This window comes from Stutzerimonas stutzeri, from assembly GCF_024448935.1.
GTDB lineage: Bacteria > Pseudomonadota > Gammaproteobacteria > Pseudomonadales > Pseudomonadaceae > Stutzerimonas > Stutzerimonas stutzeri_AO.
Map to the genome: position 1 here is coordinate 1 of NZ_JAMOIE010000043.1, position 11,959 is coordinate 11,959.

Here is an 11,959-nt window from a genome sequence, read left to right on the forward strand (position 1 = left end):
CGTTCCCCGCACCCGCGGGGATGAACCCGGCAGAAGAGATCACTGGCGGGCTGTTCAAGGAGTGTTCGTAGATCTTGGTGGATTCTTCGGACAGTAAAAAGCCGGCTTGTGGTCGGCGTTTTTGATCGTCCAATGTATTGATTTATAAGATTTAATTTTTAGCCGCGTATCTGGCCCCCCCCCGCTTGTCCCTCCATCCCGGTTTTGCGTGACATCGTCTGTCTTCTTGGAGCGTGGACAGATAAGCCGGGCGACTGATACCTTATCCAAAGGTAATACCTTTAGATAGCGAGGGTTCGGCTATGGCCACTTCCATCAAGATCGATGACGATTTGAAAAGTCGCATTCAGCGCCTGGCTGGTCTGCGTCAACGTTCGTCCCACTGGATTATGCGCGAAGCAATAGCGCAGTACGTCGAGCGTGAGGAGGCCCGTGAGAGCTTCAAGCAGGAAGCCTTGGCGTCGTGGGCAGCGTATCAGGAAACGGGGCGGCATCTGACAGGCCAGGAGACTCGCGCCTGGCTTAATACCTGGGGCACCGAGGCTGAGGCGGAGCTTCCCAAGTGCCACGATTGATTATCACTGAAGGTGCTGCGCAAGGGTTGGAGCGCTGTCGTCAGTTTCTTGTCGAAAAAGGTCCACAGATAGCACAGCGAGCGGCCCAAGCGATTGAACGACAATTTGCTCGCTTGGAAGGCGGCCCGGAAGCAGGTCGCCCATTTCCAGAGCTACCGGAGTTGCGTGAGCTGATCATCGAGTTCGGTGATTCGGGCTATGTGGCGCTCTATCGGCATGAGCGGGCGGATGATGCTGTCTATGTATTGGCTTTTCGGCATCAGAAAGAAGTAGGTTACTGAGCTCAAGTCCTTGTGATAGCGACCGCGGGATTCTGGGCGTTCGGGTTGGCTTGGTTCCAGCGCTTATTAACCTGCCCCACCTGACGGGAACATTGAGAATTCGACCTCCGTCTGTGGCCGCCCAGTTAATTACCTCGTCAGCCAGTGGGATTATTAATGCGACACGCATTTTCATGCGTTCGTCTGGAAGAGACCATGTGCGAGCTTCAATATCAAACTCATCCCAGCGAGCAAACCTCACCATGTGTGAGCGTGCGCTGGTCATGATCAGCAGCTGTGCCGCAAGCGATGGCGGTGGCGAGTCTGCATTTAGCCGATGCATCAGCGCCGGAACGTTTTGCCAGGGTATTGCAGCGAAGTGCTCGCGTTTCCTCGCTTTTTTCTTTTCCGCTCGCTGAGTAAGTTGTCCAGGTGTCCACGCCACCGCGCTGGGTTTTCTCCTTTACGAAGTCCGCGAGCTTATTTATCTAAGCTACCAGCTTGGGTTTCGGACTTGCTGGGATTATTTCGGGCATAAAAAAACCGGCTTGTGGCCGGCTTTCCTTCAGTGCTTCGGCTTACTTCTGATAAGCCTCGGCAGCTTTGGTGATCTCGGCGCGGGCGGCTTCGGCGTTGCCCCAGCCTTCGACCTTGACCCACTTGCCCTTCTCCAGATCCTTGTAGTTCTCGAAGAAGTGCTTGATCTGCTCGAGCAGCAGCGGCGGCAGGTCGGTGTATTCCTTCACGTCCACATACAGCTGGCTCAGCTTGTCGTGCGGGACGGCGATCAGCTTGGCGTCACCGCCGGCTTCATCGGTCATGTGCAGCACGCCCACCGGACGGCAGCGGATGACCGAGCCGGGCGCGACCGGGTAGGGGGTCACGACCAGCACATCGAGCGGGTCGCCGTCATCGGCCAGGGTATGCGGGATGAAGCCGTAGTTGGCCGGGTAGAACATCGGCGTGGCCATGAAGCGATCGACGAACAGGCAGTCGGTGTCGTGATCGATTTCGTATTTGATTGGCGCGTGGTTGGCCGGGATTTCGATGGCGACGTAGATGTCGTTTGGCAGGTCTTTGCCGGCCGGGACTTTGTTGTAGCTCATGAACAGTGCTCCGTGGTCGGCCGAGGCGGCCTGGGGCGAAAAAAGTGGGCGCGATTATAGGCCCAGTTCCGGGCGTTTTGCCATGCCGGCGGTGGCGAAGCTCCTGGTCCGGCAATGCGCGCATTCGACGGGCACAAATCAATGAGGTTCCGCGTAGTGCGGATGGCTGCCTTACAGCTGCTGCAGGCGCATCAGCGGGTCCTGTCGATAGAAGGCCGCCAGCTGTCTGTAGACACCAGGATAGGCCTCGTGCAGCACGTCCGGTGCGCTGAAAAAATACTCGCTGGTGACGGCGAAGAACTCGGCGGGGTTTTCCGCGGCGTACGGATCGATTGCCGTGTGGGCATGAGGATCGGCGTCCAGCGTGGTGTTGAGCGAATCGTAGGCGTTTTGCATTGCCTGGGCCCAATCCTCGATACGCATGTTGCGGTGCAGCGGGGGCAGGCCATTGGCGTCGCCATTGAGCATGTCGAGCTTGTGCGCGAGCTCGTGGATCACCAGGTTGTAGCCTTCCCAGGCGCCGCTCTGCTGGACCCCCGGCATGGCCAGAATCACCGGCCCCTGCAACCAGGCTTCGCCGCTGTGCTGGCCATCCCACTCGTGCATCACGCCAGCGGAATCGCGGTGCTTCTGCGGGCTATGGAAATCATCGGGGTAGATGACGATTTCATGGAAGCCCTGATACCAGTCCAGATCAGCCAGGTGCAGCAAGGGCAGCTCTGCCTGTGCGGCGAGGCGCAGGCGACTGGTAAGGTCTAGCTCGACTCCGGGCAGCGCGGTCAGGCGCTTGGCGTGCAGAAACAGCAGGCTGCGCTCGCGCAAGCGCTCGGTCTCCTCGACGCTTAAACCCTCGAGAATCGGCAGGCTGTCGAGCACGCTTTGCCAGAGCGCCGGTTCGATGGCGAGACGGGCGAGGATGCGCTTGCGGCGCCAGTTGCGGAAAGACCACATGGATGGGGTTCCAACCGGGAGAGGCGCCCACCTTAGGCGGCGCATTGGTTGTCGGCAAGCGGTGGCGATCCGATGATCACACGGCCCGGCGCCCGGCGCGCTTCCACTTGCAGGCGAGGCGGATTGCGTCGGGATCGCCGGCAAGCTGGCTCCTGCTGAAAGCGTAGAGATTCAGCCCAGCAGGAAGTTGCTGGCCTTTGGTGGGTCGCTGTCGAGGCTGAGCAGCTCCGCTTCGTCTTTGAGCATCACGCCCGAGAGCTGGCGGCGGCAGGCTTCGCGCATCAGATGGATCAGCCGGTGCGCGGCAAGGTTATAGCTCAGCCCCTCCAGGCGGATGTTGGAGATGCAGTTGCGATCGGCATCGGTGCGGCCGACCTTCGGGTCGTAGGTGAAGTACAGGCCGAGGCTGTCCGGGGAGCTCAAGCCTGGGCGTTCGCCCACTAGCATCACCACCATCTTCGCCTTGAGCCGCTCGCCCACTTCATCGCCCAGCGCGACACGGCCCTGTTGCACCAGGCTGATGGGGGCGCGGCTCCAGCCATCCTTTTCGATCTGTTCTTCGATGCGCTGAAGCAGGGGCAGGGCGTGGCGCTGGATGGCGAGCGCTGACAGGCCATCGGCGATGACGATCGCCAGGTCGTAGCCTTCGCCATGCGTGGTGGCGTGCTCGACCAACTGCTCGGCCGAGGCCTCGTCCAGCCGTCGTCCCAGGTCCGGGCGCTGTAGATAGATGTAGCGGTCGGCTGCTGCGGAGCGCAGTTGCAGGGTGCTGAACCCCTTTTCTTCAAGCTGACGAGCCAGTTCTTCGGTGTCGAGGGACAGATGCACGGCGTCGCGCGCCTGGGCATGGGCGAACTGGAAATCCAGCTGGGCATCGGTGGGCAGGCTGGTGCCCGCACGACCCAAGGCGATGCGCGCCGGGGTGAGCTGGCGCAGGCGCTGCCAGGGATTTTCGACGATGGGGGAGCGGTCGGGCATGGCTACCTCGGATTCAACAGGAAAGATCGGTGGTCGCCCTGCGGATGTGGGTCTGCGTAGATACTGTTATTTCGCTCAAGCGATATGAAGCTCGGGATCGAATTTTCTTCCCGACTTCAGCACGCCGAAGGCCACATGCACCAGTTTGCGCATCATGGCTCCGATGATGACCTTGGCCGGCTTGCCATTACCGGCGAGCCGGTCGCGGTAGCGGTGGATTAGCCGAAGGCGTAATCCGACGCTGGCGACAGCGTCGCCACCGAATGAATGTATATAGGCGGCCGGTTCGCGCTGCAAACGACGGAAGCGCCGTTGGCGATTCCATCCTACGAAAAGCGATCCACGATGTACGACGCAGCGTTTTCGGCTGCTCGTCATGCCATCCGCTCCAGCGCCTGGCGAAAGGCGGGCGGGAGCTGTTCCCCCATCTGCAGGCGTCCGCCGTCCTGGCGCAGGATGTCCATCTTTGCCAGCCATTCCTCGAACTCCGGTGCCGGCCTGAGCCCCAGGCTCTGGCGCAGATAGAGCGCATCGTGGAACGAGGTGGTCTGGTAGTTGAGCATCACGTCGTCCGAGCCCGGAATGCCCATGATGAAGTTGATACCGGCGGTGCCGAGCAGGGTCAGCAGCACGTCCATGTCGTCCTGATCGGCTTCGGCATGGTTGGTGTAGCAGATGTCGCAGCCCATGGGCACGCCGAGCAGCTTGGCGCAGAAATGATCTTCCAGCCCGGCGCGAATGATCTGCTTGCCATTGTAGAGGTATTCCGGGCCGATGAAGCCGACCACGGTATTGACCAGCAGCGGCTTGAAGTTGCGCGCCACGGCGTAGGCGCGCGCCTCGCAGGTCTGCTGGTCGACGCCATGGTGCGCGTTGGCCGACAAGGCGCTGCCCTGGCCGGTCTCGAAGTACATCAGGTTGTCGCCAACCGTGCCGCGCTGCTGCGACAGGCCGGCCTCGTAGCCCTCCTGCAGCACCGCCAGGTTGATGCCGAAGCTGGCATTGGCCGCTTCGGTGCCGGCGATGGACTGGAACACCAGGTCCAGCGGCGCGCCGCGGTTGATCGCCTCGATGGAGGTGCTGACGTGGGTGAGGATGCAGCCCTGGGTCGGGATCTCGTAGCGCTGGATGATGGCGTCGAGCATCTTCAGCAGTTCGCAGATGCCGCTGGTGCTGTCGGTAGCCGGGTTGATGCCGATCACCGCGTCGCCGTTGCCGTAGAGCAGGCCGTCGACGATGCTCGCGGCGATGCCCGCCGCCTCGTCGGTGGGGTGGTTGGGTTGCAGGCGGGTGGACATGCGCCCGCGCAGGCCGATGGTGTTGCGAAAGCGGCTGACCACGCGCACTTTCTGCGCCACCAGGATCAGGTCCTGCACGCGCATGATCTTCGACACCGCGGCGACCATCTCCGGCGTCAGCCCCGGCGCCAAGGCTTTCAGCGCCGCTTCGTCAGCATCTTCACCGAGCAGCCAGTTACGGAAATCACCCACGGTCAGGTGGCTGACCGGTGAGAAGGCATTGGCGTCATGGCTGTCGATGATCAGGCGGGTGACTTCATCCGTCTCGTAGGGGATCAGCGCTTCGTCGAGGAAGCGCTTGAGCGGGGTCTGCGCCAGGCACATCTGCGCGGCGACGCGCTCGGCGTCGCTGCCCGCTGCGACTTCGGCGAGGCAGTCGCCGGAGCGCGCCGGGCTGGCCTTGGCCATCACCTCGCGCAGGCTGTCGAAGCGCCAGTTGGTGGCGCCTACGCTGTGCAAGTATCCCGTCATGCTCGTCTCCCATTGGCAGGTTGTGCACATCACCTGCGTTGGCGTTACTGCGTCGAAAGCAGCCTCATTTGCGAGCCCAGTCGACATGCTCATTTCCAACATAAGCTCGTACGCGAACCCGGTCCGCTTCAGTTCGCCCATGATGTGCACGGTTCGGTGGGCTAAAGCCCACCCTACTAAACTACTTCAACGTCGCCTCGGCATTCTCGATTGCGGCGAATTCTTCTTCCGGCGTGCCGGCCACCAGGTGGTGCCGGCTGTAGATCGCGAAGTAGGCAATGAAGACGCCGTAGATCACCACCGCCGCGATGACAACGCGCGGGTCGACGAGGAAGCCTGCCACCACGGCAAGGCAGGCCAGCACCAGCGCGACGCCGGAGGTCAGCACGCCGCCGGGCGTCCTGTACGGGCGATGCAGGTCCGGGCGGCGCATGCGCAGGACGATATGCGAGGCCATCATCAGCACGTAGGAGATAGTTGCGCCAAATACCGCGACGAGAATCAGCAGATCGCCCTGGCCGGTCAGCGAGAGCAGGAAGCCGATCACGCCCGGGATCACCAGCGCCATCACCGGCGCCTTGTTCTTGTTGGTCAGCGACAGCTTGCGTGGCAGGTAGCCGGCCCGCGACAGCGCGAAGATCTGCCGCGAGTAGGCGTAGATGATCGAGAAGAAGCTGGCGATGAGACCGGCCAGGCCGACCAGATTGACGAATCCGCTCATCCAGGTCGAGGAACCATAGGCGGTGGTCAGCGCTTCCACCAGCGGGTTGCCGGATTCCACCAGCGTGCTGGAACCGGCGCCACCGGGGCCGACCAGCAGAATCAGCCCGGCGAAGGCGACCAGAATCAACATGGCGCCGATCAGCCCGCGCGGCATGTCGCGCTGCGGGTCCTTGGTTTCCTCGGCGGCCAGCGGTACGCCTTCGACCGCAAGGAAGAACCAGATCGCGTACGGGATCGCCGCCCAGATGCCCACGTAGCCATAGGGCAGAAAGTTGCTGGCGCCGGCCGCGGTGGTCGGCGCGATATCCAGCAGTTTGTCCACCGAGAAGTGCGGCACCATCGCGACGATGAACACGCCCAGCGCCAGCGCGGCGATTGCCGTGATGACGAACATCAGCTTCAGCGCCTCGCCGACGCCGAAGATATGGATGCCGATGAAGATGATGTAGAAGGCCAGGTAGATGACCCAACCGCCGATGCCGAACAGCGATTCGCAATAGGCGCCGATGAACACGGCGATGGCCGCGGGGGCGATGGCGTATTCGATGAGGATTGCCGTACCGGTGAGAAAACCACCGAGCGGGCCGAAGGCGCTGCGGGCGAAACCATAGCCGCCGCCTGCTGTGGGAATCATCGAAGAGAGTTCGGCGAGGGAGAAGCACATGCACAGGTACATGCTCGCCATCAGCAGCGTGGCGATGAACAACCCGCCCCAGCCGCCCTGGGCCAGGCCGAAGTTCCAGCCGGCATAGTCGCCGGAAATCACGTAGGCAACGCCCAGGCCCACCAGCAGCACCCAGCCGGCGGCGCCTTTCTTCAGTTCGCGTTCCTGGAAATAGGTGCTGCCAACTGCTTCGAAATCGATGGCGTGTGTCGGGGGTGTCGCACTGCTGTGTTCGAGAGCCATGGGAATCGTCCTCTGATGGGTTCGGGTACGGCAGGATTTAGGGTCTGTTGACGTGTCGCAGCGCGCCGCGTTGCTGCTTCAAATGGCGCCAGGCCGGGCGGCTTCCCGCAAAGCCCTGGCGCGCCATTTGAAGCGCAACCCGGGGGGACGGGATCCGTTTAGCGCAGCACTGCGTTACTCGTCGCTCATTTGGAATAACCAAACTTCTCTCCTCGTGCCTTGTTCTGCACTAAAATGGCTCTCCGTCGCGGCCGCGGCGAAACGCCAACAAACCCTAGAGCAAGCGCTGTGCCTTTTTGCGAAAGCTCGCTGATTGCGGCATGCGACAGGCAGTGATTGTGGCACCGGCGCACCAGCCCGACGCCTTGCGGCGCGGGCGGGCACCCTTTCGGCGCGCATGGTTACCCGGCTAGAAGAACCCGAGAGGATTGATGTCGTAGCTGATCAACAGGTTCTTGGTCTGCTGGTAGCTGTCGAGGATCATCTTGTGGTTCTCGCGACCGACGCCGGACTTCTTGTAGCCACCGAACGCCGCATGTGCCGGGTAGAGGTGGTAGCAGTTGGTCCACACGCGTCCGGCCTTGATCGCCCGGCCCATGCGGTAGGCGCGGTTGATGTCGCGAGTCCAGACGCCGGCGCCCAGGCCGTACTCGGTGTCGTTGGCGATGGCCAGTGCTTCGGCTTCGTCCTTGAAGGTCGTGACGCCGATCACCGGGCCGAAGATTTCCTCCTGAAACACGCGCATCTTGTTGGTGCCCTTGAGCAGCGTCGGCTGGATGTAATAGCCGGTGGCGAGCGAGCCTTCGAGCTTCTCGACTGAGCCGCCAGTGAGCACTTCGGCGCCTTCCTGCTTGGCGATTTCCAGGTAGGACATGATCTTGTCGAACTGCTGCTGGCTGGCCTGGGCGCCGACCATGGTGTCGGTGTCCAGCGGATCGCCGCGCTTGATCTGCGCGACCTTCTTCATCACCGCTTCCATGAAGGGGGCGTAGATGGACTCCTGCACCAGCGCGCGCGACGGGCAGGTGCAGACTTCGCCCTGGTTGAAGAAGCCCAGCACCAGGCCTTCGGCAGCCTTTTCGATAAAGGTCGGTTCGGCCTGCATGATGTCTTCGAAGTAGATGTTCGGGCTCTTGCCACCCAGCTCCACGGTGCTCGGGATGATGCTTTCGGCGGCGCGCTGCATGATATGCGAGCCCACCGGGGTGGAGCCGGTGAACGCGATCTTGGCGATGCGCTTGCTGCTGGCCAGTGCTTCGCCGGCTTCGCGCCCGTAGCCCTGCACGACGTTGAGCACACCCGGCGGCAGCAGGTCGCCGATCACCTCCATCAGTACGGCGATCCCCAGCGGGGTCTGCTCGGCCGGCTTCAGTATCACGCAGTTGCCCGCGGCCAGCGCCGGGGCGAGCTTCCAGGCGGCCATGAGGATCGGGAAGTTCCAGGGGATGATCTGCCCGACCACGCCCAGCGGTTCGTGGAAGTGATAGGCCGCGGTGTGCTCGTCGATCTCGGCGGCGCTGCCTTCCTGCGCGCGGATGCAACCGGCGAAATAGCGGAAGTGGTCGGCGGCCAGCGGGATGTCGGCGTTGAGCGTCTCGCGCACGGCCTTGCCGTTGTCCCAGGTTTCGGTGATGGCGAGCATTTCGAGGTTCTGCTCGATGCGATCGGCGATCTTCAGCAGGACCAGCGAGCGCGCCTGCGCGCTGGTCTTGCCCCAGGCATCGGCGGCGGCGTGGGCGGCGTCCAGCGCCTTTTCGATATCGGCGGCGTCGGAGCGGGGGAATTCGGCGATGGGCTGGCCGTTTACCGGGGACAGGTTAGTGAAGTACTGGCCGTTGACTGGCTCGACGAACTCACCGTTGATGTAGTTGCCGTAACGGGACTTGAAGGAAACGACAGCGTCTTCGCTGCCGGGATGAGCGTAACGCATGATGACTCTCCAGGACTTGTAATTGTGTGGGACTGCAGTGATCGAGTGTAGAACAAAGCCCGTTCGTCGGCAGGGCAGGCGACGTGCGGTGTCAGCGGCTCGTGGACGGGGGCTGTGCTAATCTGCGCCGCAGTTTTCGGCGCCGACTTGCGCGGCTGTGCTGCCGGGTGCGATTGGTTGGCGCAGCGCTTTCCAGAGGTCATTCATGCACATCCATATTCTCGGCATCTGCGGCACCTTCATGGGTTCGCTGGCAGTGCTGGCCAAGGAGCTGGGCCATCGGGTCACAGGTTCCGACGCCAACGTCTATCCCCCGATGAGCACCCAGTTGCAGGCCCAGGGCATCGAACTGACCCAGGGCTACGAGCCGAGCCAGCTCGAGCCGGCGCCGGATCTGGTGGTGATCGGCAATGCGCTGTCGCGCGGCAACCCGGCGGTGGAGTACGTGCTGAACAAGGGCCTGCCCTATGTCTCCGGCCCGCAGTGGCTGGCCGATCACGTGCTGCAGGGGCGCTGGGTGCTGGCCGCGGCCGGCACCCACGGCAAGACCACCACCAGCAGCATGCTGGCCTGGGTGCTGGAACACGCCGGCATGAGCCCTGGCTTTCTCATCGGTGGCGTGCCGCAGAACTTCGGCATCTCCGCGCGCCTGGGTGGCACGCCGTTCTTCGTCGTCGAGGCCGACGAGTACGACAGCGCCTTCTTCGACAAGCGCAGCAAGTTCGTCCACTACCGCCCGCGCACGGCGATCCTGAACAACCTGGAATTCGACCACGCGGACATCTTCCCGGATCTCGCCGCCATCGAGCGGCAGTTTCATCATCTGGTACGCACGGTGCCGGGCGAGGGACTGATCATCCATCCCGAGTCGGAAGGTGCCCTCAAGCGCGTCATCGGCATGGGCTGCTGGACCCCTGTGCAGACCACCGGTGACGGCGGCCAGTGGCAGGCGAAACTGCTCAGCGCCGACGGCTCGCGCTTCGAAGTGATCTTCGACGGCGCTGTACAGGGCGTGGTCGAGTGGGAGCTGACCGGCCAGCACAATGTCAACAATGCACTGGCGACGCTCGCCGCGGCCCGCCACGTCGGTGTGCTGCCGAAGCAGGGCGCCGAGGCGTTGAGTGAGTTCCGTAGCGTCAAGCGGCGCATGGAGAAGGTTGCCGAGGTCAATGGCGTGACCATCTATGACGATTTCGCCCATCACCCGACCGCCATCGCTACCACTCTCGACGGCCTGCGCAAGCGTGTGGGCGATACGCCGATCATCGCGGTGATCGAGCCACGCTCCAATTCGATGAAGCTCGGCGCGCACCGCGAGGGTTTGGCCGAATCGGTGGCACTGGCCGATCAGGCCATCTGGTATGCGCCTGCCAACCTTGGCTGGAACCTGGCCGCGACCGTCGCCGGCTCGCCCGTGCCGACCACCGTGTGCGATTCGCTAGACGCGATCATCGCCAAGGTGAAGGCCGATGCCGCGCCGGGCACCCAGGTGGTGGTGATGAGCAACGGTGGTTTTGGTGGGTTGCACAAGAAATTGGCCGATGCGTTGGCGTAAATCCGCTTTGGTGGGCTGAAGCGGAGCGCCGCCCGGCCCACCCTACTTCGGTGACCATCCACGCCCGTAGGGTGGGCTTCAGCCCACCAAAAACGACAAAGCAATAACAAGGAAACAGATAATGAGCGGCCCCGAACGCATCACCCTGGCCATGACCGGCGCCTCCGGCGCGCAGTATGGCCTGCGCCTGCTCGACTGCCTGATCCAGGAAGACCGCGAGGTGCACTTCCTGATCTCCAAGGCGGCACAACTGGTGATGGCCACCGAGACCGACGTGGTGCTGCCGGCCAAGCCACAGGCGATGCAGGCGTTTCTCTCGGAATACACCGGTGCCGCCGCCGGGCAGATCCGCGTGTTTGCCAAGGAGGACTGGATGGTGCCGCCGGCCTCCGGCTCCGGCGCCCCGACCGCCATGGTGGTGCTGCCGTGTTCCACCGGCACGCTGTCGGCGATCGCCACCGGCGCCTGCAACAACCTGATCGAGCGTGCCGCCGATGTTGCCCTCAAGGAGCGCCGCCAGCTGATCCTGGTCCCGCGCGAGGCTCCGTATTCGAGCATTCACCTGGAGAACATGCTCAAACTGTCCAACCTCGGCGCCACCATCCTCCCGGCGTCGCCGGGCTTCTATCATCAGCCGCAGACCATCGACGACCTGGTGGATTTCGTCGTCGCGCGCATCCTCAACCTGCTCAACATCCCCCAGGACATGCTGCCGCGCTGGGGCGAGCACCATATCGTCAGCGACGATTAAGCACGGCCGCACCTTGCGTTCGCCCAACCCATGAGGAAGCGCCGATGAAACGATCGACTGTCCCGCTCGGCTCAGCGCTGGCGCTCGTCCTGCTGCTCTCTGGTTGCGCCACGGTGCGCACCCTCGATGCTGCCAAGCCCGGCGCGCCCGTCGTCTACTCCGGCACGCGCCTGGACTGGTACAGCCTCAACGGCGGTTGCTGTCCACTGGACCGTTTCGGCGCCGAGCCGCCCGGGCATGCAGCCATCGACCTGCCGGCCAGCGCGTTGCTCGACACCCTGTTGTTGCCCTTCGCTCTGGCTACGGTGCTCGGCATCGGGCTTGGCGTCAGTGGCGGCCTCTGAAGTGCCAGAGGTGGCAGTTAGGTTGGGCTATTACTGATCTATGTCCAGCGTGGCTGTGCCGAAGGGGGCATAGTCACCGGCAGCGCAAAACCTATGCGCTTGGTTGGCGA

General features: G+C 63.0%; 11 protein-coding genes and 2 pseudogenes. 5 read left to right on the forward strand and 8 right to left on the reverse strand.

Annotated elements, in window-relative coordinates; translation table 11 throughout:
• Positions 1–302: 302 nt before the first annotated feature.
• Positions 303–575: a CopG family ribbon-helix-helix protein gene (locus NA637_RS13450; protein WP_256072812.1), complete on the forward strand. Its 273-nt coding sequence runs from the start codon at positions 303–305 to the stop codon at positions 573–575.
• Positions 576–601: 26 nt separating this feature from the next.
• On the forward strand, positions 602–856 hold the full coding sequence (locus tag NA637_RS13455) for a type II toxin-antitoxin system RelE/ParE family toxin (protein ID WP_256072905.1): 255 nt from the start codon (positions 602–604) through the stop codon (positions 854–856).
• Positions 857–980: 124 nt separating this feature from the next.
• Here the strand turns inward: NA637_RS13455 and NA637_RS13460 are convergent.
• From NA637_RS13460 to exaC, 8 genes and pseudogenes are all read right to left on the reverse strand, one after another.
• Positions 981–1,315, reverse strand: a pseudogene (locus tag NA637_RS13460) (integrase); the annotation flags it as partial.
• Positions 1,316–1,413: 98 nt separating this feature from the next.
• The gene (gene ppa / locus NA637_RS13465) at positions 1,414–1,941 is read right to left on the reverse strand and encodes an inorganic diphosphatase (RefSeq protein ID WP_256072814.1); all 528 of its coding nucleotides are present in this window, start codon (positions 1,939–1,941) and stop codon (positions 1,414–1,416) included.
• Positions 1,942–2,112: 171 nt separating this feature from the next.
• Positions 2,113–2,892 (reverse strand): zinc-dependent peptidase, encoded by a 780-nt coding sequence (locus NA637_RS13470; RefSeq protein ID WP_256072816.1) that lies wholly within the window; start codon positions 2,890–2,892, stop codon positions 2,113–2,115.
• Between the two features lie 171 nt (positions 2,893–3,063).
• Positions 3,064–3,870 carry an ethanolamine ammonia-lyase subunit EutC gene (eutC, locus tag NA637_RS13475; protein ID WP_256072818.1) on the reverse strand — a complete coding sequence of 269 codons (807 nt, stop codon included), beginning with the start codon at positions 3,868–3,870 and terminating at the stop codon, positions 3,064–3,066.
• A gap of 75 nt (positions 3,871–3,945) precedes the next feature.
• Positions 3,946–4,080 (reverse strand): annotated as a pseudogene (locus tag NA637_RS13480) (IS110 family transposase); the annotation flags it as partial.
• Between the two features lie 164 nt (positions 4,081–4,244).
• Positions 4,245–5,639 (reverse strand): ethanolamine ammonia-lyase subunit EutB, encoded by a 1,395-nt coding sequence (locus NA637_RS13485; protein ID WP_256072820.1) that lies wholly within the window; start codon positions 5,637–5,639, stop codon positions 4,245–4,247.
• A gap of 181 nt (positions 5,640–5,820) precedes the next feature.
• A complete protein-coding gene (eat, locus tag NA637_RS13490) occupies positions 5,821–7,269 on the reverse strand; it encodes an ethanolamine permease (protein WP_256072822.1) in 1,449 nt (482 codons plus the stop codon).
• Between the two features lie 409 nt (positions 7,270–7,678).
• Positions 7,679–9,199, reverse strand: coding sequence for an acetaldehyde dehydrogenase ExaC (gene exaC / locus NA637_RS13495; RefSeq protein WP_256072824.1), 1,521 nt, complete (start codon positions 9,197–9,199; stop codon positions 7,679–7,681).
• Positions 9,200–9,404: 205 nt separating this feature from the next.
• Here exaC and mpl point away from each other — a divergent pair, with 205 nt between their 5' ends.
• The 3 genes from mpl to NA637_RS13510 all read left to right on the forward strand — a co-directional run bounded on the left by mpl (position 9,405) and on the right by NA637_RS13510 (position 11,849).
• Positions 9,405–10,754: a UDP-N-acetylmuramate:L-alanyl-gamma-D-glutamyl-meso-diaminopimelate ligase gene (gene mpl / locus NA637_RS13500; RefSeq protein ID WP_256072825.1), complete on the forward strand. Its 1,350-nt coding sequence runs from the start codon at positions 9,405–9,407 to the stop codon at positions 10,752–10,754.
• Between the two features lie 121 nt (positions 10,755–10,875).
• A complete protein-coding gene (gene ubiX, locus NA637_RS13505; protein ID WP_256072826.1) occupies positions 10,876–11,505 on the forward strand; it encodes a flavin prenyltransferase UbiX in 630 nt (209 codons plus the stop codon).
• A 44-nt stretch (positions 11,506–11,549) separates the two neighbouring features.
• Positions 11,550–11,849 carry a YceK/YidQ family lipoprotein gene (locus tag NA637_RS13510; RefSeq protein WP_256072827.1) on the forward strand — a complete coding sequence of 100 codons (300 nt, stop codon included), beginning with the start codon at positions 11,550–11,552 and terminating at the stop codon, positions 11,847–11,849.
• The last annotated feature ends 110 nt before the right edge of the window (positions 11,850–11,959 follow it).

What these genes read in the sequence shown, in the direction of transcription:
- eutC (WP_256072818.1), bottom strand. Translation starts at nt 3,870, where the DNA reads ATGCCCGACCGCTCCCCCATCGTCGAAAATCCCTGGCAGCGCCTGCGC.
- NA637_RS13470 (WP_256072816.1), bottom strand. Translation starts at nt 2,892, where the DNA reads ATGTGGTCTTTCCGCAACTGGCGCCGCAAGCGCATCCTCGCCCGTCTC.
- ppa (WP_256072814.1), bottom strand. Translation starts at nt 1,941, where the DNA reads ATGAGCTACAACAAAGTCCCGGCCGGCAAAGACCTGCCAAACGACATC.
- exaC (WP_256072824.1), bottom strand. Translation starts at nt 9,199, where the DNA reads ATGCGTTACGCTCATCCCGGCAGCGAAGACGCTGTCGTTTCCTTCAAG.
- NA637_RS13510 (WP_256072827.1), top strand. Translation starts at nt 11,550, where the DNA reads ATGAAACGATCGACTGTCCCGCTCGGCTCAGCGCTGGCGCTCGTCCTG.
- mpl (WP_256072825.1), top strand. Translation starts at nt 9,405, where the DNA reads ATGCACATCCATATTCTCGGCATCTGCGGCACCTTCATGGGTTCGCTG.
- ubiX (WP_256072826.1), top strand. Translation starts at nt 10,876, where the DNA reads ATGAGCGGCCCCGAACGCATCACCCTGGCCATGACCGGCGCCTCCGGC.
- NA637_RS13450 (WP_256072812.1), top strand. Translation starts at nt 303, where the DNA reads ATGGCCACTTCCATCAAGATCGATGACGATTTGAAAAGTCGCATTCAG.
- NA637_RS13485 (WP_256072820.1), bottom strand. Translation starts at nt 5,639, where the DNA reads ATGACGGGATACTTGCACAGCGTAGGCGCCACCAACTGGCGCTTCGAC.
- eat (WP_256072822.1), bottom strand. Translation starts at nt 7,269, where the DNA reads ATGGCTCTCGAACACAGCAGTGCGACACCCCCGACACACGCCATCGAT.